The sequence below is a fragment of the Hymenobacter siberiensis genome (genome assembly GCF_018967845.1).
Taxonomy (GTDB): Bacteria; Bacteroidota; Bacteroidia; order Cytophagales; family Hymenobacteraceae; genus Hymenobacter; species Hymenobacter siberiensis.
The window spans coordinates 1886153-1906358 of sequence record NZ_JAHLZZ010000001.1 but is presented as its reverse complement, the minus strand read 5'-3'; the positions used below and the strand labels follow the sequence as shown (position 1 = coordinate 1906358).

At 58.7% G+C, this 20206-nt stretch carries 22 protein-coding genes; 12 read left to right on the top strand and 10 right to left on the bottom strand.

Annotated elements, in window-relative coordinates; translation table 11 throughout:
• Positions 1–5: 5 nt before the first annotated feature.
• Entirely contained in the window at positions 6–272 is a 267-nt protein-coding gene (locus tag KQ661_RS08285) for an ATP-binding cassette domain-containing protein (RefSeq protein WP_216686132.1), read from the bottom strand.
• Between the two features lie 286 nt (positions 273–558).
• On the opposite strand from KQ661_RS08285, the gene KQ661_RS08280 reads away from it, so the two are divergent.
• Together KQ661_RS08280 and KQ661_RS08275 are read left to right on the top strand one after the other, a co-directional pair.
• Entirely contained in the window at positions 559–903 is a 345-nt protein-coding gene (locus tag KQ661_RS08280; RefSeq protein WP_216686131.1) for a hypothetical protein, read from the top strand.
• Positions 893–2170: a hypothetical protein gene (locus KQ661_RS08275; protein ID WP_216686130.1), complete on the top strand. Its 1278-nt coding sequence runs from the start codon at positions 893–895 to the stop codon at positions 2168–2170. The genes KQ661_RS08280 and KQ661_RS08275 overlap by 11 nt, the downstream gene beginning before the upstream one ends.
• 49 nt (positions 2171–2219) lie before the next feature.
• On the opposite strand, the gene KQ661_RS08270 is transcribed toward KQ661_RS08275, so the two are convergent.
• The 7 genes from KQ661_RS08270 to KQ661_RS08240 all read right to left on the bottom strand — a co-directional run bounded on the left by KQ661_RS08270 (position 2220) and on the right by KQ661_RS08240 (position 8370).
• On the bottom strand, positions 2220–3371 hold the full coding sequence (locus KQ661_RS08270) for a hypothetical protein (protein ID WP_216680185.1): 1152 nt from the start codon (positions 3369–3371) through the stop codon (positions 2220–2222).
• A 139-nt stretch (positions 3372–3510) separates the two neighbouring features.
• Entirely contained in the window at positions 3511–3693 is a 183-nt protein-coding gene (locus KQ661_RS08265) for a hypothetical protein (RefSeq protein ID WP_216680184.1), read from the bottom strand.
• Positions 3686–4255, bottom strand: a complete 570-nt coding sequence (locus KQ661_RS08260) for a zeta toxin family protein (RefSeq protein WP_216680183.1) — start codon at positions 4253–4255, stop codon at positions 3686–3688. Before KQ661_RS08260 ends, KQ661_RS08265 begins: the two co-directional genes overlap by 8 nt.
• Before the next feature lie 24 nt (positions 4256–4279).
• Positions 4280–4714, bottom strand: a complete 435-nt coding sequence (locus KQ661_RS08255) for an FEKKY domain-containing protein (RefSeq protein ID WP_216680182.1) — start codon at positions 4712–4714, stop codon at positions 4280–4282.
• Positions 4715–4718: 4 nt separating this feature from the next.
• Positions 4719–6347: an acyl-CoA carboxylase subunit beta gene (locus KQ661_RS08250; RefSeq protein ID WP_216686129.1), complete on the bottom strand. Its 1629-nt coding sequence runs from the start codon at positions 6345–6347 to the stop codon at positions 4719–4721.
• A 151-nt stretch (positions 6348–6498) separates the two neighbouring features.
• Positions 6499–7506: an MlaD family protein gene (locus KQ661_RS08245; protein WP_216686128.1), complete on the bottom strand. Its 1008-nt coding sequence runs from the start codon at positions 7504–7506 to the stop codon at positions 6499–6501.
• Positions 7507–7620: 114 nt separating this feature from the next.
• The gene (locus tag KQ661_RS08240; RefSeq protein ID WP_216690637.1) at positions 7621–8370 is read right to left on the bottom strand and encodes an N-acetylmuramoyl-L-alanine amidase family protein; all 750 of its coding nucleotides are present in this window, start codon (positions 8368–8370) and stop codon (positions 7621–7623) included.
• 181 nt (positions 8371–8551) lie between these two features.
• Here KQ661_RS08240 and KQ661_RS08235 point away from each other — a divergent pair, with 181 nt between their 5' ends.
• From KQ661_RS08235 to rplS, 8 genes are all read left to right on the top strand, one after another.
• The gene (locus tag KQ661_RS08235; RefSeq protein WP_216686127.1) at positions 8552–11743 is read left to right on the top strand and encodes a putative LPS assembly protein LptD; all 3192 of its coding nucleotides are present in this window, start codon (positions 8552–8554) and stop codon (positions 11741–11743) included.
• Positions 11744–11883: 140 nt separating this feature from the next.
• Positions 11884–12699: a 3-methyl-2-oxobutanoate hydroxymethyltransferase gene (gene panB / locus KQ661_RS08230; RefSeq protein ID WP_216680178.1), complete on the top strand. Its 816-nt coding sequence runs from the start codon at positions 11884–11886 to the stop codon at positions 12697–12699.
• A gap of 208 nt (positions 12700–12907) precedes the next feature.
• Positions 12908–13618: an RluA family pseudouridine synthase gene (locus KQ661_RS08225; RefSeq protein WP_216680177.1), complete on the top strand. Its 711-nt coding sequence runs from the start codon at positions 12908–12910 to the stop codon at positions 13616–13618.
• A gap of 253 nt (positions 13619–13871) precedes the next feature.
• Complete coding sequence (locus KQ661_RS08220) at positions 13872–14660, top strand: acyl-CoA desaturase (protein ID WP_216680176.1); 789 nt, start codon at positions 13872–13874, stop codon at positions 14658–14660.
• 250 nt (positions 14661–14910) lie between these two features.
• The gene (locus KQ661_RS08215) at positions 14911–15456 is read left to right on the top strand and encodes a 30S ribosomal protein S16 (RefSeq protein WP_216680175.1); all 546 of its coding nucleotides are present in this window, start codon (positions 14911–14913) and stop codon (positions 15454–15456) included.
• Positions 15457–15550: 94 nt separating this feature from the next.
• Complete coding sequence (gene rimM, locus KQ661_RS08210; protein ID WP_216680174.1) at positions 15551–16117, top strand: ribosome maturation factor RimM; 567 nt, start codon at positions 15551–15553, stop codon at positions 16115–16117.
• A 100-nt stretch (positions 16118–16217) separates the two neighbouring features.
• Entirely contained in the window at positions 16218–16892 is a 675-nt protein-coding gene (gene trmD / locus KQ661_RS08205; RefSeq protein ID WP_216686126.1) for a tRNA (guanosine(37)-N1)-methyltransferase TrmD, read from the top strand.
• Positions 16893–17061: 169 nt separating this feature from the next.
• Complete coding sequence (rplS, locus tag KQ661_RS08200; protein ID WP_168671900.1) at positions 17062–17445, top strand: 50S ribosomal protein L19; 384 nt, start codon at positions 17062–17064, stop codon at positions 17443–17445.
• Between the two features lie 107 nt (positions 17446–17552).
• Here the strand turns inward: rplS and KQ661_RS08195 are convergent, their stop codons facing one another.
• Both KQ661_RS08195 and KQ661_RS08190 read right to left on the bottom strand, forming a co-directional pair.
• Positions 17553–17963 carry a hypothetical protein gene (locus tag KQ661_RS08195; RefSeq protein ID WP_216686125.1) on the bottom strand — a complete coding sequence of 137 codons (411 nt, stop codon included), beginning with the start codon at positions 17961–17963 and terminating at the stop codon, positions 17553–17555.
• 161 nt (positions 17964–18124) lie between these two features.
• Positions 18125–18832, bottom strand: coding sequence for a hypothetical protein (locus KQ661_RS08190; protein WP_216686124.1), 708 nt, complete (start codon positions 18830–18832; stop codon positions 18125–18127).
• A gap of 275 nt (positions 18833–19107) precedes the next feature.
• Here KQ661_RS08190 and KQ661_RS08185 point away from each other — a divergent pair, with 275 nt between their 5' ends.
• Entirely contained in the window at positions 19108–19515 is a 408-nt protein-coding gene (locus KQ661_RS08185) for a 6-pyruvoyl trahydropterin synthase family protein (protein WP_216680170.1), read from the top strand.
• Complete coding sequence (gene folE, locus KQ661_RS08180; protein ID WP_216680169.1) at positions 19508–20167, top strand: GTP cyclohydrolase I FolE; 660 nt, start codon at positions 19508–19510, stop codon at positions 20165–20167. The genes KQ661_RS08185 and folE overlap by 8 nt, the downstream gene beginning before the upstream one ends.
• Positions 20168–20206: the final 39 nt, after the last annotated feature.

The following is a 20206-nucleotide window of genomic DNA, read 5'->3' as shown; positions in this document are numbered from 1 at the left end:
CGGCACTATTTGGCGGTGCCATGACTCCGGACGGCGGTTCCGCTCAGGGCGATGGTCGCGCTCACGGCATCGAAGCTGCGCAGGCCCAAGGCCTGGTAGTTGAAGGTCATCAGCAACGCCAGCCCCACTATATTCTGGAGCAGCGTGGATTTGCCCGCCCCGTTCTTGCCCAGCAGGCCGTAAATATGCCCGCGCTCCAGCGTCAGGCTCAGGTTTTGGAAAAGCGGACGCTTGCGGGAATACCCGAAGTGAAGGTTGCGAATGCAGACCATATTCGTACCTGTCTAGTATATTAATTCGTCAGTAATCGGCAGTCAGACAGAAATCAATTGACTGATTTTTAGATAGATGAAATCTGATTACTGACTAATTATTACTGACTACCTACTCATTGTTCCAGTACACTGCAAACACAAAGCACAATTTTTTCAATCCTCCCAGTTTTATTCTGACCATCAACTAAAAAGCCCATTCCTGCCCAGAAATGGGCTTTTTAATTGAGATAAAGCTGCTTATTTTCGTCGTATCGCATCTTGCGGCGCTACTCCAACCTGCTTTTTGCAAACTACTTCGGCACACGCGCAGCTAGAAATTGGCCAGGATATAATTGCGCCGCTCGTCATACTCCGCTTCGGTAATGAGCCTTTTCTGCAGCATACTTTTCAGATTCCGCAGCTCAACCAGCGTGCCATTGAGCGCAGGGACCGTAGCAGGTTTTATGGCCTCCCCGGCGGCTGTATCGGTGCGCCAGGCGCACTGGCTACAGGTATCGCCAAGGACGATATGGCCGCGTTCACAATACCTCTTTTTCATAATTTATCGCCATTTAAGACGGACTTCAAATATCCGGCAGCACCCCCAAACGACGCAAAGGCCAAAAATTTCTTTTTATTTGACTATTGATTCTACCTCCCCTACCGTGCCACGCCTCCCCCTACACATCCAGTTTGCTTTGCGTGAGGCCGTTGCGGCCCGCTTTGGCCAGCCGCTGCGCCACCCAAGCCATTGCGATGCCCTTGAGCTTGAGTTGCAGCAGAACGCCGCAGCGGGCGGCCGACGCTTAAGCCCCAGCACGCTACGGCGGTTTTTCGGCCTGGTAGACAAAGAAGGCGGTTATCACCTGCACACCCTCGACACCTTAGCCCGCTACGCGGGCCACGCCGACTTTGCGGCCTTCGGCCAGTCGGTTACAGGGCGGGCCATGCAGCACCCGGCCGCCCCGGGCGCAGCCACCGACATTCCGGAGCTACTGGCCATGGAGCAGCTGGCCCAGCCCGAGCGCCTGTTGCTAGGCTATTTCCTGGGGCGCGTTACGCGGCCGGCCCAGCCTGGCGGGGCTGCCTCGCCGCTGGCCCTGCAGCTGGCCACCCACCCAGCGGGCCAGGAGTTCTTCGTCGAATCCTTCGTGGACCTGGCGCACCTCACCAGCGCGTTTGGCGAGGTGCTGGCCACCTACCTGCAGCACAAGCACACGCCCGAAGCCCAGATTTTTGGGCATTCAGCCCTGTTCCTGGCCGAGTTTCTGGCCGGAGACGAAGCCGCCTGGCGCCAACGCCTGGCCCGGCTGCTGGCCCTCCCCGTGCCGCCCGATGTCCACGCTTTCCCCCGAGGCCGGCGGGCGTTTGCCGAGATAGTAGCCGCGTGGTACGATGCGCCCGACCGCGTGGTGCCGACCGCCCTGCTGGCCCGCCTGCACCAGGAAGCCCTCACGGTGCCGCGCACGCTGGTACCCCCGGCGCCACTACCGGCATTCTACAACCTGTTTCCGGCCGGCTATCATTTTCTGATTGCCGAAGGGCTGTTCCTCACCGGTCAGTTTCCGGCGCTGCTCGATTGGCTTACCCTCACCAACCGCGAGTTTCCCAAATTGCCCTGGCTCGAAACCAACGTATTCGACCAGCTGCTGCGGGCATTCCTGGCCGTGGCCGAACTGCGCACCGGCCTCATCGGCGCCCGCGCCCCGCACCTGCATTCGCTTTTCAACCTGGAAACCAACAGCTGGCTGCTCGACTATTTCCAGGTGCACATCTGGCTGGTCGAGCTGCACTTTGCCGCCGACACCAACGCGGCCGAAGCAACCCGACTACGCAGCCACATCAAGGATTTTACCGCGCTGCACGGCATGCCGTTTTTCGAAGAAGTAGCCCGGCGAATAGTTGCGTCAGTTTAATATGGCAGGGGCTTAGCGCACCGGAGGCAGCGCCCGCCTGGAACGCTATTTACAGCCCAAAAATCAGCGGCCCCGTGCCCACCTTCGGCATTTTATGCGTTTTCAGAAAGGCTTTCAGCGCCGCCGGGTCGTGGCTGAAGGCCAGCACTTCGGCTTCCAGCTGCTTGATTTTATAGTCCAGGCCGAACTTCTGGTGCTGGTAGTCCAGCTCCATCGCAACGGGCGTGGGGACGTAGTAATAGGGCTTGCCGGTGAAGGCCGACCAGTCCTGCTGCTCTGCCAGCAGGGCCTCGTCCAGCTCACGGGTTTGCTCCTTCAGCAGCTTGTTGTAGTATTTGAGTTGGCTTTCGGCCAGGTTTTCGAGGTGGCTTTGGTCGATGCGCTGTAGCTCCAGCTGCAGGCGCAGCAGGGTGAGCAGCTCGTTGGCCTGGTAGGCGGTGGTGACTTGCTTGAGCAGCTCGGTTTTGCGCAGCTTTTCGGCTTCGTCGGGTTCCAGGTCGGGGTGCAGGTGCTTCACCAAATCCATGTAGAGCGTGCGCACGGCCTTGGTGATGTTCTTCTCCTCGGCCTGCTTCTGCTCCTCGGCGGCCTGTTGCTTCGGGCTCTTTTTGCGCTGGGTGCGGCGCTCGGCGGCCTGGGCTGCCTGCTGTTCGTACTCGGCTTCCCGCTCGGCCATTTTCTGGTCCACGTAGGCCATGAATTTTTCCTGCGTGCTCACGTCCACGTCGGGGTCGAACTCGATACCATACTGCAGGCTGACCAGCTGCTTCATCATCTCCGCCGTGTGCTGGTCGGCAGCCGCTTCCTCTTCGGCCGTGAGCGGCGGCGCGTGCTTGTCGATGATGGGCGTGAGGTCGGCGTGGCCGCGTTCGAGCAAGTCGGCACACTGCCCGATGAGGTCGGTAATCTTATTCTTTTCGCCTTTGGTGAGCTTGTGGGTTTCAAACGCCTCATCGAGCTGGCGCACTAGGGCGGCGCGGGCGTCGTTGTGGCGGGCTTGCAGCGGGCGGTACTCGTTTTGCACGCGCTGGCGCATCTTGGTGGCCGCTTCGCGGAAGTCAATCACTTCTTTTTCCAACCGGGCAATGCGCTTGGTGAGGCGGTTGAACTCCTTCTGGGCCTTGGAAAGCGAACTGGTGCCCGCGCCGGGCGACTTGATGTGCACGAGCTGCGGCTTGGGGGCAGGAATTTTCTTGGCCATTGTGGTTACAAAACAAGTAGGCGGCAAAAGTAGCCAGTAAGGCCACGGCCAACCAACTGGGCTACGAATTTTGGCCGAATGGCACCACCGGTATTTGGCTGAAATCCCTTCCGCAGGGACTTCGCCTGTTCCCAGCAGGCTACTCGCAGCCCTTAGTAGGCGGGGGCATATCCTCAGCGCGCACGGCCAATATCTGCCCGTCGCGGGAGATGATGACGGGACTGTTCTTGTATTTTTTGAACGCCAGCATATTGGCGTAAGCAGCAGCAAGGCCCTTTTCTACCTGCTTGATTAACTGTGCGTTGCGCTCCTCCTTATCCATGATAAATAGCTTGAAGGGATTGCCAAATGGCTGAATTAGCTACTACTAAGTTACCGTTGTTTTCGGCAATGGCATGGGCGGCACCATTCGAATTATCGACAAATAACCACTGGTCTACGGCGGTGCAATAGGCATTAAAAAACTGCTGTAATCCGCCCACATACCGCCGCCGGATTACCAGTTCGGGAATGTTATGCCCACCTTCGCTCACACGGGCCACAACCCGCTCAACTGCCAAATCCGCAGAATTTAGCCAGAAAAAGTACAACATCACCTCGTAGCCCCGCGCCCGCGCCTCGGCAATAAACCGCAGGTAATGCCGCGTGGCCAGCGTGGTTTCCAGCGCGAAAGTCTCTCCCGCCGCCAGCAGTTCTCGCAGCCGCGCCAGCATCAGTCGGCCCGCCTGGATGCTCACCGTTTCGGGCTGGAAGGGCGAGAGGCCGCGGGCAATTTCATCGGCATTCACGAACTCGCGGCAGTCCAGCAGGTCGGGCAGCAGGGCGTAGGCGGCAGTGGTTTTGCCCGCGCCATTGCAGCCGGCCAGGAGGTAGCGGGTTTTCACGACGAAAAAAATCGAACGCTCGAATTATGGTTTAATTGATTTCTTCCACTCTTTGAATCCGACGGTGTCCTTCCTTATGCTTTCCCACCAAGTCTTGGCATAGTTGCGTTGTAGATACCGAAAAATGCGGGCATTATATGCCATCATACATTCCTTGGATGGTGCAGAACATCCTTCTTCAAAATACTGTACCCCAAATTTTTGCTCAAAAATTTTGTCGGAAGCATAGACTACTGGTCCCAATCCGCTCTGCAAAAGCAAAAAATAGGCGCCCTTAGCCATATCATTTTCAGCAAGCCGAATTCCTTCCTTCTCACAATCAGCAATTGAAACAAAGAGTAGTTGGTTATGCCCAGGAACATCCAGCTGTGCGCCAGTTAGGCGAATTTCCTGACTATAACCCAGTACAGGTGTAAGCAAAAAAACTATGGCACCTAGCGTTTTCATTCCGTCAATCATAACCTCACACCTGAATAATCCCCACATTATACGCCTTCTCAATCGGCGCATGGTTGGCCGCCGAAATCCCTTCCGAAATGACTTTGCGGGTTTCCAGCGGGTCAATTACGGCATCGACCCAGAGGCGGGCCGCCGCGTAGTAGGGCGATAATTGCTCCTCGTAGCGGGCCTTGATGCGGTCTAGCAGCTCCTTTTCGGCTTCGGGGGTAATGACTTCGCCCTTGGATTTGAGGGAGGCCACCTGGATTTGCAGGAGGGTGTTGGCAGCAGCCGCGCCGCTCATCACGGCCAGTTGGGCCGTGGGCCAGGCCACGATGAGGCGCGGGTCGTAGGCTTTGCCGCACATGGCGTAGTTGCCGGCCCCATAGCTGTTGCCGATGATGACCGTGAACTTGGGCACCACCGAGTTGGCCATGGCATTCACCATCTTAGCGCCGTCCTTGATGATGCCGCCCTGTTCACTCTGGCTGCCCACCATGAAGCCCGACACGTCGTGCAGAAACACCAGCGGGATGCGCTTCTGGTTGCAGTTCATGATGAAGCGGGCCGCCTTGTCGGCCGAGTCGGAGTAGATGACGCCGCCCATCTGCATGCCGGTTTTCTTGCTCTTCACGATTTTGCGCTGGTTGGCCACGATGCCCACCGCCCAGCCGTCGATGCGGGCCAGCCCGCACAGCAGCGTCTGGCCATAATCGGGCTTATAGGGCTCAAATTCGGAGTTATCCACCAAGCGGTTGATGATGTCCATCATGTCGTAGGGCTTCACCCGGTCGGCGGGCAGCAGGCCGTAGATTTCCTGCTCCGCCAGCGCGGGCCTGGCCGGCTCGGTGCGGCTGAAACCGGCCGTGGGGTGGCTGCCCAGCTTGTCGAAAATAGCGCGGATATGGTCGAGGCATTCCGCGTCGGAATCGAACTTGTTGTCCGTCACGCCCGAGATTTCGCAATGCATACTCGCGCCGCCCAGCGCCTCGTTGTCAATGCTTTCGCCGATGGCCGACTTTACCAGGTAGGAGCCCGCCAGAAACACCGAGCCTGTGCCATTCACAATCATGGCCTCGTCGCTCATGATGGGCAGGTACGCACCTCCGGCCACGCAGGGGCCCATAATGGCCGAAATCTGCACGATGCCCGTGCTGCTCATCACCGCGTTGTTGCGGAAAATGCGGCCGAAATGCTCCTTATCGGGAAAAATCTCGTCCTGCATGGGCAGGTACACGCCGGCCGAATCGACGAGGTAAATAATCGGCAGCTTGTTTTCGATGCTGATTTCCTGGGCCCGCAGGTTCTTTTTGGCGGTGATGGGAAACCACGCGCCGGCCTTCACGGTGGCATCGTTGGCCACCACCACGCACTGCCGCCCGGCCACGTAGCCGATTATCACGACCACGCCGCCGCCGGGGCAGCCGCCTTCTTCCTTGTACATGCCATCGCCGGCAAACGCGCCGATTTCGACCTGCGCCGCGCCCTCATCCAGCAGGTATTCAATGCGCTCGCGGGCAGTGAGCTTGCCCTTGGCTTTGTGGGCGGCAATGCGCTTCTCGCCCCCGCCGAGGGCTACTTTCTGAAACTTCTGACTGAGGTTGAAGCTAAGTTGCTTGAGTTGGTCTTCGTTGCGGTTGAACTCGACGTTCATAAGGAAAGCGGGTGGGATTGGGAAAGATTGAGCACAAAAAAATCCGCCCGAAAGCGGATTTCAAAGGTACGGGCTTAGCGGGCTTATGCTCGTCCGTCAGCCCGAGCATTCTGCGATGCAAGCAGCGACGAATGCTCGGGCTGACAGATGGCTACTTCACTACCGACTTGGTTTCCACCTTTTTCACTTCGGTGGTGGTGGTGCCGTCGGGCTTTTTGGTGGTTTCTACTTTCGTCTTATCCTTACCGCCGCCAAACACCGAGAAATGCACGTAGCGCTTGGGGTTGGCTTTCAGGTCCAGCAGCAGGTCGTTGGAGCTGGCCGAGGTGGCGGCGAGGTTGTTGTAGAGCGTGGAATCGTGCAGGAGCTTGCCCATCGAGCCCGACTGGTCATTGAGGGCCCTGTTGAGGGTTTGCACGGTGGCTTGGGCATCGGCCAGGGTGGCATTGAGGCGGCGCAGGGCCGGGCCCACGGGGGCAGTTTTCAGCGAGTCGGAAAGCTGCCCGAAGTTGGTGGCTATTTTATCGAGCTTACCGGTCGTTTTGTTCAGCGCCACGCTCATCTGGGCGAAGTTGCGGGTAATCTCGTTGATGTTGGCCTGGTTGGAAGAAATGAGCTTGAGCAGCGCCTCAGTGCTGGCGCGAGCCCCCACCAACGTTCCCTGAATGTTGGTCTGGGCGTCCTTGTTCAGGAAGCCGTTGATATTGGCCAGCGTGGCCCCCACGGTATCGAGCAAGGGCAGGGCCTTCGCCTGGAAGGCATCGGCAATGCTGGAAGGCGTCACGGTGCGGATTTCTTCGCCGCCGGTATACGTTTTCGAGTTGTTACCCAAGGTGAGGGTAATGGCCTTTGAGCCCAGCAGCGAGCCGCCCAGGCTGGCGGTGGTGGAGTCGCCCACCACAATACCTTTTTCCAGCTCCAGCGCCACGCGCACGGAGTTGCCCTTCTCGGACTGGAGCACCATGCTTTTTACCTGGCCTACTTTAATGCCGTTGAGCGCCACCAGAGCCCCCACGTTCAGGCCATCGACCCGGGGGTAAGTGGCATAGTAGGTTTGGTCGGAGGAAAGCACGTTGCTGCCCCGCAGGAAATTGAAGCCGATGATGAGGGCGGCAATGGCAACGATGGCGAGGAGCGCCACTTTTATTTCTTTAGACACGAGGGGTAATAATTGGATGAAAACGGAAGGGAGGCGAAAGCGAACTGCGGGTATCTACGACGGAAGTGCGAAGGCCGGTCGCCGGGCAGTGCAACTCCTTGCCGTACCGCTTACCTAACCGCCTTCCAGCTCGCGCTTGTACTCGCGGAAGGCGCGATAGATGCCTGCGGCCATATACGATTGATTGGCTTTATCGTTGAGGTAACGCTCTTCGGTCGGATTAGTTAGAAACCCCGACTCGATGAGCACCGAGGGCATGGTCGATTTCCAGAGCACCAGAAAGCCGGCCTGCTTCACGCCGCGGCTGGGGCGGCTCACGCTGGTGCGCAGCTGCCGGTCCACGCGCTGGGCAAAGCGCAGGCTGTTGGTGATGTAGGCCGACTGAAACAGGGAAAACAGAATATGGCTTTGGGGCGAGCTGGGGTCGAAGCCGTCGTAGCGGGTTTTGTAGTCCTTTTCTTGCAGAATTACCGAGTTTTCGCGCTGGGCCACGCCCAGGTTGGCAGTGCTTTTGTGCAGGCCCATGGTCCACACTTCGGTGCCGTGGCTCTGGCTGGGGCCGGCGTTGCAATGAATGGAAATGAAGAGGTCGGCGTGGTTGCGGTTGGCAATGGCGGCGCGCTCGTCGAGCTCAATAAAAACGTTGGTTTTGCGGGTGTAAATCACCTTCACCTCGGGCATATTTTCCTGAATCTGCTTGCCCAGGGCCAGGATGAGGCTCAGGGCCACGTCGGCCTCGCGGGCGCTGGCCCCGGCGCAGCCTCGGTCTTTGCCGCCGTGGCCGGCATCGAGCACCACCGTGCGCAGGCGGTAGCGGTAAGGCTCATTGAGAGCCGTAGCCGGGAGGGCCGAATCGGGGGCGATACGGGCGGAGTCAGCCGGGGTTTGGGCCTCCGCGTTCCACTCGCCACTGCCGGCGCCCAGTAATAGCAAAGCGGCACTGGCCAGGATGACAATAATCCGCACGTTGTTCGTTGAAGGGGCGGTAGCGACCTGCTACCTTTGTAGAAGCCCCAAAAGTAACCGATTTAACTGCTACTATACTTTGCCTGTTTGGTTTGGCCTTCGTTCCGAAGCTGATTTCCGGCCCGCGCTGCGCCGCCGCACCAGCTTTTCATGGGCCGGCCGGGCCCTGTCCGGCCTCTTTTTTTTATTGCTGACCGGCGCACCGGGCACCGCCCGGGCCCAGACCGACACGCCCGCCCAGCCCAAGCCCAAAACCGCCCGCAAAGCCAAAATTCAGGCCCGCAAGGCGCGGGTGAAGGCCATTCTGGCGGCCCCCACCAGCCAGGGTGCCACCACCACCAGGGCCCGCCCCAAGGCCATTCCGGCCGCCAAGCCCGGCCAGCGCGCCGGCTCAGCCCCCACCCCACCGGTGCGCAATATTTCTGTGGACCCGCGCGACCCCGTGGGGCCGCCGCCGCCCGGCGTGCGCAACACCGGCCAGTCGCGGGTGCCCGGCGCTTCGCACAAGGCCGTGCCCGATACCCTGGCCCTCCCCAGCGGCCTCGCCACGCCCACCGACACCAGCAGGCTAGTGAACGGCATGCGCCGCGCCAACGACTCGCTGCAAGTGGCGGCCCGGCCCAAAGGCCAAATCGAGAGCACGATAAAGTACCAGGCCCAGGACTCCATTCAGTTTGATGTGACCCAGAAGGTGGCGCGGCTGTATAACAAGTCCAGCGTGACGTATGGCGACACCGACCTCAAGGCCTACCTCATCACGATAAACTACGGCACCAACACCATGCAGGCCGACGGCCGGCTCGACACGCTGAAAAACAAGGTGGAAGGCCGGCCCGTGCTCAAGGACAAGGGCGGCCTGTACACGGCCGGCAGCATTGCCTACAATTTCAAGAGCAAAAAGGCCAAGGTGACCGAGGCCGTGACCACCCAGGGCGAAGGCTACGTGAGCGCCGCCACCATCAAGCGGATGCCCAACGGCGACATCAACGGCCTGAACGGGCGCTACACCACCTGCAACCTGGAGCACCCGCACTTCTACATTCAGGCCAGAAAGATGAAGGTGATTCCGGGCAAGGAAGTGGTGACCGGGCCGTTCAACCTCGTGATTGGCGACATTCCCACGCCGCTGGGCTTTCTGTTCGGCTTTTTCCCCACGCCCAATAAGAGCCGGGGCTCGGGCGTGCTCATTCCCACCTTCGGGCAGGCCGCCGACCGGGGCTACTTCCTCACCAACGGCGGCTACTACTTCGCCCCGAACGACTACATTGGCGTGCGCCTCACCGGCGATATCTACGCCGGCAACGCCCAGTCCTGGGGCGGCTTTGGGGCCACCGCCGATTTTTCGTACCTGAAACGCTACACCTACCAGGGCAATTTCAACTTCCGCTTCTCGAACCGGCCCCTCAACCCCATTCTAACTACCGACGCGCTCACGACCACGCCGGTTTACATCAAGCCGCCGTCGGCCAACTCGTTCTGGGTAACCTGGAACCACACGCCGGTGCCCAAGCCGGGCGGGGGCCGCTTCACGGCCAGCGTGAACGCCGGCACCAGCAGCTTCAATAAGGTAAACAGCTTCGATGCCCGCCGCTACCTCTCCACGCAGTTCAGCTCCAGCATTGGCTACGCGAAGCAGATTCGGAACTCGCCCTGGAACTACGACATCAAAGCCAGCCAGAGCCAGGGCACCGATGGCACCATGACCTTCGTGCTGCCCGACGTCAGCGTAGGCCTGGCCCGCCAGTACCCCTACCAATGGTTCGGCATTCAGCCGGGCGCGGGTGGCAAGTTTGGTTCCAAATCCTACGAGCAGTTCACGTTCAGCTACAACCTCACGGCCCGCAACGAGCTGAGCAACGTGCTCACGGCCCGCACCCTCAGCAACGGCCTGCCGCTGCTGGGCGGCACCAGCGCATCGACCAATATTCCGGTGAGCTTTGCCAATATCGGCCGGCTGCTGGCCAACTCCCGCAACGGCATGCAGCACCAGTTTGGCATCGGGCTGGGTTCGTACTCCATCGGGCCGCACCTCAAGATGAGCCCGTCGGTGTCGTACAGCGAAGTGTGGTTTGCCCAGAAGCTCAACTACAGCTACGTTTCCGGGGCTAATGCCGTACGCATCGACACCACCTACGGCTTCAACCGCGTGAACAGCTACTCGGGGTCCGTGAGCCTGAACACCACGTTCTACGGCACTATTGTGCGCAAGGGCACGCATAAAATTCAGGCCATCCGCCACAAGGCCACGCCCAGCCTGAACTACGCCTACGCCCCGCCGCTGAATGAAAACAGGAATGTGTTTCCGCTGGGGTCAACCGTACTGAGGGGCTATACGAACCAGTTTGGCCAGACCTTATTCGCCGACAACCCCACCGATGCCGCTATTCTCAATGGCTACGCCTTCAATAATTACAACAACTTCCTGTACGCCGTGCCCGGCGGCTCGCGGCAGAGCCAGGTTTCCTTCAGCCTGCAAAACTCGGTGGAGATGAAGGTGCGCGATTCCAAAGACACCACCGGCCTCAATCCCTTCAAAAAAGTGAGCCTGATTGACGGGCTTGATTTCAACATCGGCTATAATTTTGCCGCCCCTAAAGATGTCCAGGCCCTCACGCCACTGAACGTGATTTTCCGCACCCAAGTCGCCAAAAAGCTCAGCCTCAACAGCGGGGCCAGCTTCGAAGCGTACCAGCGCGACAGCCGGGGTCTGCCCACCAATAAGTTTCTCTTTGAAGCCAACCCGCGCAAGTTTTTGCGCCTGGCCTCGGCCACCTTCCAGACCAATTACAGCTTCAACCCGGCCAGCGGCAAGAAAAAAACCGTGGTACCCCGCGCCGTAGCCCCGGCCAACAACCCCAGCCTGGGCGCGGTGGGCCCCAACTACTACGCCGACTACGTCGATTTCGACATTCCGTGGGAGCTCAACCTGTCATATTCGGCCGGCTACACGACCAATGCCGTGCCCCTCACCTCGGAGTATCTCAAGAAAAACCAGCGCCCGCCCATCCTGGCCCTCAACAACATTCGCGCCGACGGCTCCATCAAGCTCACCGAAAATCTGCGCTTCACCACCGGCTTTGGCTACGACTTTACTAGTCAGGCCGTCACGTTCCCCACCGTCTCCTTCTTCCGCGACCTGCACTGCTGGCAGATTAACGGCACCTGGATTCCCTTTGGCCAGCTCAAGGGCTACAACTTCACCATCGCGGCCAAGAGCAGCCTGTTGCAGGACCTCAAGCTGAACCGCAACCGCTATGCGCAGTACCAGTAGCCTTCGACCCAGCCAATACGCCTCGTTTTCAGCCCCTGCGCTCCGGCCAGGGGCTTTTTGCTGCCCGCTCCGCGCCGGGTAACGAAATTGTTGCCAGCTTTGCCCCGCCAAACGGCCTCTTATTCGCAAACCTGCCCGCCATGTCTCAGCACAAGGAAGTCAAACTCGTTACCACCCACCAGATGCTCGCCATGAAGGAGCGGGGGGAAAAAATCTCCATGCTCACGGCCTACGACTACTCGATGGCCCAGATTCTCGATGGCGCGGGCATCGACGTGCTGCTCGTCGGCGACTCGGCCTCCAACGTCATGGCCGGCCACGAAACCACCCTCCCCATCACCCTCGACCAGATGATATACCACGCCCAAAGCGTGGTGCGCGCCGTGAAGCGCGCCTTCGTGGTGGTCGATATGCCTTTCGGCTCCTACCAGGGCAACTCCTCCGAGGCCTTGCGCTCGGCCATCCGCATCATGAAGGAGTCGGGCGGCCACGGCATCAAGCTCGAAGGCGGCTCCGAGATTAAAGACAGCATCACGCGCATTCTCACGGCCGGCATCCCGGTGATGGGCCACCTCGGCCTCACGCCGCAGTCCATCTACAAGTTCGGCACCTACAGCGTGCGCGCCAAGGAAGAAGCCGAAGCCCAGAAGCTGCTTGAAGATGCCCGCCTGCTCCAGGAAATAGGCTGCTTCGGCCTGGTACTGGAGAAAATTCCCGCCTCCCTGGCCAAGCAGGTCGCCGAGGAGCTCACCATTCCCGTCATCGGCATCGGCGCCGGCCCCGACGTTGACGGCCAAGTTCTGGTCGTGCACGACCTGCTGGGCATCACCAAGGAGTTCAAGCCCCGCTTCCTGCGCCGCTACGCCGAGCTGCACGACATCATGACCGAAGCCGTGGAACACTACGTGGCCGACGTGAAAAGCCGCGAGTTTCCGAGCAAAGAGGAGGGGTATTAGGTTGGAAGCGAGCCTTCAGAACGTCATGCTGAGCGCCGCCGAAGCATGACGTTCTGAAGCAATCCATTCACTCCCGTCCAGCTTCGTATCTTCGCTGCGCTAACAGCAAGAGCGGAGTGCCCGGTGAGTGTGGTCTGACGACGTGCGATGGCCCCCGAGGGGCCCGGCCCGCTCCTGCGAATACTCATATCCCGCCCGTTACCACCGCGTGAATCGTCCCAACATCTGGTCCGAAGGCAGAGAAATTCTGTTCGAAGACAACCATCTTCTCGTCATCAACAAGCCCGCCGGCCTGCTCGTGCAGGGCGACGCCACTGGCGACGAGCCCCTCTCCAAAAAAGCCGCCGAGTACCTGCGCTTCAAGTACAAGAAGCCCGGCGAAGCCTTCGTAGGCGTGTGCCACCGCATCGACCGGCCGGTATCGGGCATCGTCATTCTGGCCAAAACCAGCAAGGCGCTGAGCCGCCTGAATGAAATGTTTCGGGACGATAAAATCCACAAAACGTACTGGGCCCTCACCGGCCGGCCGCCCGTGCCCGAAAACGGCACCCTCATCCACTGGCTGGTGAAGGATACCGTGCGCAACGTCACTAAAGCCTACTCCGAGAAGCACAGCCAGGGCCTGCGCTCCGAGCTAAGCTACGAGCTGCTGGGCATGGCCGGCAACCGTTATTTATTGCAGGTGAACCCCGTGACGGGCCGCCCGCACCAGATTCGGACCCAGCTGGCCACCGGCCTCGGCACCCCCATCATCGGCGACGTGAAATACGGCTTCATCGCCCCGCTGCCCGATGTAAGCATTGCCCTGCACGCCCGCCAGCTGCAGCTGCAGCACCCCGTCACGAAGGAGCTGATGACCTTTGTGGCCCCCCTGCCTGATGCTCCCCACTGGGATGCGGCCCGCGCGTACTACAAGTAAGCACCTGTCATCCTGAGCTTGCGAACCGAAGGTCGGCGTAGCCAAGGACCTTATCACGTTCGAACTGCCTGGTGAGGCGTGACAAGGTCCTTAGCAAACTCAGGCTGACAAACACCTGCCGAAGGTGCAAGATTTTGGCCTTCCCAGCCCAAATCCCGTGCTGCGCCTACCCCGGCCGTAATTTTGTATTGTCGCTGCTGAACCTAAGCCCAAGCCTTTTACTTGTACAGTCAGCTTCTCTATTCCAGCTCGTATGGCTATCCTCATTTTCTTCGTTGCCCACTATTACTTATCCCTGTTCACGCAGACGTTTTATCTGCACCGCTACGCGGCGCACAAAATGTTCACGATGAACAAGTTCTGGGAGAAGTTCTTCTTCCTGTTCACCTACATCTGCCAGGGCAGCAGCTTCCTCTCGCCCCGGGCCTACGCGCTGCTGCACCGCATGCACCACGCCTACTCAGACACCGCCCTAGACCCGCACTCGCCCCACTTCTCGAACAACGCGTTCGATATGATGTGGAAGACCAAGGTGATTTACAACGACGTGGTGAACAACGAGCACGAAGGCGCCAAGCGCTTCGAGGGGGACATTCCGGAGTGGAAGTGGCTCGACAAGTTCGGCGGCACCGTGTACTCGCGCCTCGGCTGGGGCACGGCTTACGTGCTGTTTTACATCAACTTCGCCACGGCCTGGTGGCAGTATCTGCTGCTCCCCATTCACTTCCTGATGGGTCCTATCCACGGGGCCATCGTGAACTGGGGCGGCCATAAATACGGCTACCAGAACTTCGACAACCGCGACAAATCGCGCAACACCCTGGCCCTGGATTTCCTGGCTTTCGGCGAGCTCTTCCAGAACAACCACCACAAGCTGCCCATGCGTGTCAACTTCGGCGTGAAGTGGTGGGAATTCGACCCTACTTATGTGGCTATCTGGAGTTTGGATAAGGTCGGCGTGATTAAGATTAAGCGCAAAAACATGAACCTGAACACGATGTCGAAACTGGCAAAGCCCAAGCGCGAAGCCATGGCGGCGTAGTTATAACGTCATTCCGAGCGCAGTCGAGGAATCTCGCGTGCAATAAGTAATTCAATCACAAAAGAGGATTGCTGCCATACGCGAGATTCCTCGGCTGCGCTCGGAATGACGTTGTAAAGCCCTGGCTCCGCGCCAGGGCTTTTTTATGCCCAAGCCTAGCTAATACCCTGAACAAACGCTACCTTTGCACTCCCAATTTCGGGAAACCCTAACCCGACGGACGAGCTCCGTCACACAACCCCACCGGTTTATGGCAGTTAAAATCCGCCTCGCCCGCCGTGGCCGCAAAAAGGCCGCGACTTACGACATCGTAGTAGCTGACGCCCGCGCTCCCCGCGATGGCCGTTTCATCGAGAAAATCGGTACCTACAACCCCCAAACCAACCCCGCCACCATCAACTACGACGCCGACCGTGCGTTCTACTGGATGATGACTGGTGCTCAGCCGACCGACACCGTTCGGGCCATGCTCAGCTACCGCGGCGTGCTCTACCGTCGTCACCTGCAGCTGGGTGTCGACAAGGGTGCCATCACCCAGGAAGTTGCTGACCAGCGTTTCAGCGCCTGGAAAGACGAGAAAGATGCTAAAATCGAAGGCAAGCGCACTGGCCTCGATGATGCCAAGGCTACCGCCAAGAAAGCTGCTTTCGACGCCGAAACCAAGGTGAAGGACAACCGCGCCGAGGTGCAGCGCCAGAAGGCTGCTGCCCTGCTGGCCGCCAACGCGCCCGCTCCTGCTGCCGAAGAAGCTACCGAGGCTCCGGCCGAAGAGGCTACCGAAGCTGCTGCCGAGTAGGTTGTACGGTTTCTGAAAACCGAAAGCGTTTGGGAGTTGTGAGCCGGACCGGCTGGCAACCCCCAGACGCTTTTTCGTTATCCCCTCCCCTATTATGACGCTCGACGAAACCTATCAGCTCGGCTACCTCATCAAAACCCACGGCCTGCGCGGCCAAATAGTGGCCCACTTCGACGTGGATGATGTAGCTGCTTACACCAAGCTCAAAACGGTGTACCTGACCTTGGCCGGCGCGCCCACCAAGCTGGTGGAGCACCACATCGAAAAGGTGCAGCCCCAATCCGGCAACAAAGTGCTGCTGAAGCTGCGCGGCATCGACCGCATTGAGGAAGCCGAGCCCCTGCGCGGCTCGCAGCTACACCTGCCCCTGGCTGCCCTGCCCGAGCTCGAAGAAGACCAGTTCTACTTCCACGACGTTATCGGCTTCACCGTGGTAGATGAAAATATGGGCCCGCTGGGCACCGTAGAGAACTTCTACGAGCTACCCCAGCAGGACATGCTGGCCATGAGCTACCAGGGCCAGGAAGTGCTAATTCCGGTAGTGGATGAGCTGATTAGCCACGCCGACCACGCCAAAAAAGAGATTTACGTGAACCTGCCCGACGGCCTGCTCGACGTGTACCTCAAGCCCAGTACCCGCCAGCAGGACGAAGCCGAGTAGAAACAGCTTTTAGCTGTCAGCCATTAGCTTTTAACTCTCAAATTTCACAAAACAGAGAGATGAGCTAACAGCTAAAAGCTATTGGCTAACAGCTAAAAAAATGAGAATCGACATCCTTACCTGCCTGCCGGAGCTGCTCGTCAGCCCCTTCGCCCATTCCATCGTGAAGCGGGCGCAGGACAAGGGTCTGGCCGAAATCCACGTCCACCAGCTGCGCGACAAAGCCATCAACAAGCACGGTCAAATTGATGACTTCGTGTTTGGGGGCGGCGCGGGTATGGTGCTGCGCGTGGAGCCCATTGCGGCGTGGATAGACGAGCTGATGGCCGACCGTACCTACGACGCCATCATCTACCTCACGCCTGATGGCGAAACCCTGCGCCAGCCGCTGGCCAACCGCCTCTCGCTGATGCAGAATATCATCATGCTCTGCGGCCATTACAAGGGCATTGATGAGCGCATCCGCCAAACCTACATCACCCACGAAATCAGCGTGGGCGACTATGTGCTGAGCGGCGGTGAGCTCGGCGCGGCCATTCTGGTCGATGCCGTGGTGCGGCTGCTGCCGGGCGTGCTGGGCAACGAAGAATCGGCTTTGTCCGATTCTTTTCAGGACGATTTGCTGGCTCCGCCCATCTACACCCGGCCCGCCGAGTGGCGTGGGCAGGCCGTACCGGAAATCCTGCTTTCGGGCAACACCCCCAAAATCGAAGAGTGGCGGCACGACCAGGCCCTGGCCCGCACGCAGGCCCGCCGCCCCGATTTGCTCTCGTAGCGCATGCTTTAGCTTGCGCAGTCGTTGAATTGACAGCAAATCAGGGAACAAGCTAACGCATGTTCTACAAATCACTTGCTAAACCCACGGGAAAGCGCTATCTTTGCGCTCCGTTTCGATAAAATACTAATTCCCGACGGCGGCGCCGTCTTTCGCAATTTTCTCAGCCATGAGCGTACTACTTGACTTTATCCAGGCCGAATCGCAGGAGCGCCGCGCCAGCTTCCCTCTGTTCGCCGCCGGCGACACCGTGAACGTGCACGTAAAAATCCGCGAAGGTGCCAAGGAACGCATTCAGCAGTTCCAGGGCGTTGTTCTTCAGCGTCGTAACCCCAGCTCCAACGGTGAAACCTTCACCGTTCGCAAGATTTCGAACCAAATCGGTACCGAGCGTATCTTCCCCCTGCTGTCGCCTAACATCGAGAAAATCGAGGTTATCCGTCGCGGTAAAGTACGTCGCGCCCGTCTGTTCTACCTGCGTGGCCTCTCGGGCAAGCAGGCTCGTATCAAAGAGCGTCGCTTGAACCCGGTAGCCAAGGCGGCCGTAGCTTAAGTATTGCCGCAGCCGCAAGGCTGCCCCACAAAAAAACCGACTCCCCAAAAGAGAGTCGGTTTTTTTGCGTGTAATACGGCCGGCTATGTCACCGGTAGATTGCAGCTCTAGCTATTCGATGCCGAGTCGGCCTTCAAATCCTCCGCAGGAGTATTCTCCTCATCGTGGCCCAGCTGCTTGGCTGCGGCCAGCAAGGCCTCGCTCAGCGCTTTTACACGGGGCTGCGTGTTGCCATCGGCAAAAACGGCAGCGCGGTCAGTGTTGGTACCCATCCGATGCAGGAGCTTGCGCACGAGCTGCATGTCGGGGTTGCTGGTGCCGCCAAAATGGGCTTTCAGGCCCTGCAAATCAACCACTACCTGATGTAGTTCGGGGTTGTCGAGGGCCTTCACGTCGGCAATCCATTGCTGCAGGGTATTGTCGAGGCCTGCGCGGGCCAGCGCTTCGGTAAGGCTGCCGCCGAGCAGTTCGATGGTGCTATCGAGATGAACCTGGTGTTGAACTTCGGTCTTTTCCATGGGTGGGGTGTCTTGGGTTGGATTAATAGGGCAGCAAGTACTGCCCTTATTGCCAACGTAGTTGAGCCGGCAGGGTTGGGCGCAGGGCAAACAAAAAGCTCCACCGGTGCGGGTGGAGCTTTTTGTTCTGGCAAGCATTTGACGGCCGGGGCCGGCGGACACTACTCGATTTTGTTCAGGCGGTCTTTCACGGCTTCCAGAGCCACGCGCATGTTCACAATATCGCCCCGGGCAGCTTCCTGCTCTTTCAGGTTGGTGTCGATAAGGTTATTGAATTGCTGGAGCTCAGCAGCGTTAGCAGCCAGCATCTGCTGGATTTCAACTTTGCGCGCCTTGTTCTTATCGATGTCCTTCTTGATGGTGTTCGCCTTCTCGATGACAGCCATGTGGTTGTTCTGCGAGGCCACGAGTGCACGCTCAGCTTCCGAAATCTGCGAAACCAGGTCTTCGCGGTACATCATGCGGGCGAAATCTTTCAGGTATTTCTCGGCCGACTTCCACTGCACGGGCGTCGACTCCTTGCCGAGGTAAGCATTGCCCAGGTCGATGCTCCACCATACGGTGGTACCGGTGGGGGTAGCGTCGACCTTGCTGATAACGCGAATCGGGTTGGGTACAATTTCTTCAATAACCACGCCATCCATCGTGAGCACGCCTTTATTATTCTTCAGCTTGCTACCGAATTTATCCCCTAACTGCTTGATCCAGTCGGTTTCAACGCGGCGGTTATCGAGCTGCATGCTCACCTGCTGACCTTTGCGCGGAATGCTGTTAATCGATTTATCTGCTTCATCCACAGGGGATTTCTGGGCATAGCTGCCCAGTGTAGCCAGGCATATAAGGATTAGAATGAGTACGCTTCGTTTCATGGGAATAAAAACTTATGAAAGCATTAAAGATGGTCGGTCAGAAAGCCGTTGCTAGCGGTACCGTTGTCCGGTTTTCAAATTTAGGACCTTTATTCTATGCAACTTCTGATAGACCTTGCTTTTTTCAGGATTATGCCATTTTTGTTGATTTATTCATATCAGGGCCATATTAAATTCTACAAAAATTTATTATTGCTTCCCCACGACCTCAGAATACTACTAGTAAGGGGCACCCTGACGCAACAAAGTATCGGAATCGGAGGTTGTAGCCGCCTATGCTAATAACTGTTTGCCGCACCGAGCATTTCAATGCTGCCCACCGCCTGCACAATCCTGCCTGGGACGACGCCCGCAACCAGCGGGTATTTGGCAAGTGCAATAACCCAAATTTTCATGGCCACAATTACAACCTGACCGTGCGCCTGACCGGTGAGATAGACCCGGAAACTGGCTACGTTTACGACCTGAAACGGCTGAGCGACCTCATTAAACACGAAGTCCTCGACCGCTACGACCACCGCAACCTCAACCTGGATACGGAAGAGTTCCGGAATCTAAACCCCACGGCCGAGAACATCGTCGTGGTCATTTGGCAGCGCCTACGCCCGCATCTGGACGCGGCGCTGGCCCTTTCGGTCACGCTCTACGAGACAGACCGTAACTTTGTAGAATATCATGGATAACCCTTCCGGCCCACTTCCGGCCTCCGACGCGCACTTGCCCATAGGCTTGCGTACGCCGCTGCGCGATGATGCTTTCGCGCGCTCTGATGAGGACAAGATTACGGCCATCAGCGGCCATTTTGAGGCTATCATGCGCGAGCTGGGCCTCGACCTGACCGACGACAGCCTAGCCGGCACGCCGCGCCGCGTGGCGAAGATGTACGTGCAGGAATGGTTCAAGGGCCTCGACCCCAAGAACCGGCCCGATGTGCGCATGTTCGACAACCGCTACGAGTACCACCAGCTGCTGGTGGAGCGCGATATCACGCTGTTTTCGTGCTGTGAGCACCATTTCGTACCCATTATTGGCAAGGCGCACGTGGCGTATCTGCCGGGGGTCAACGTAGTGGGCCTGAGCAAGCTGAACCGGGTAGTGCAGTACTATGCCCGCCGCCCGCAGGTGCAGGAGCGCCTGACGCGCCAGATTGCCGAGGAGCTAAAACAGAGCCTGGGCACCGACGATGTGGCCGTGCTCATCGAAGCCGACCACCTCTGCGTGATGAGCCGGGGCGTGAACGATACCAGCAGCTCGACGCTGACCAGCGAGTACGGCGGCCGTTTTGCGGAGGATGAGGCGCTGCGACGGGAGTTTCTGCGGCAGATTGGGAAATAATACCGGAATTAGCAGTTAATTCGGTGTCTGTTGTCGGCC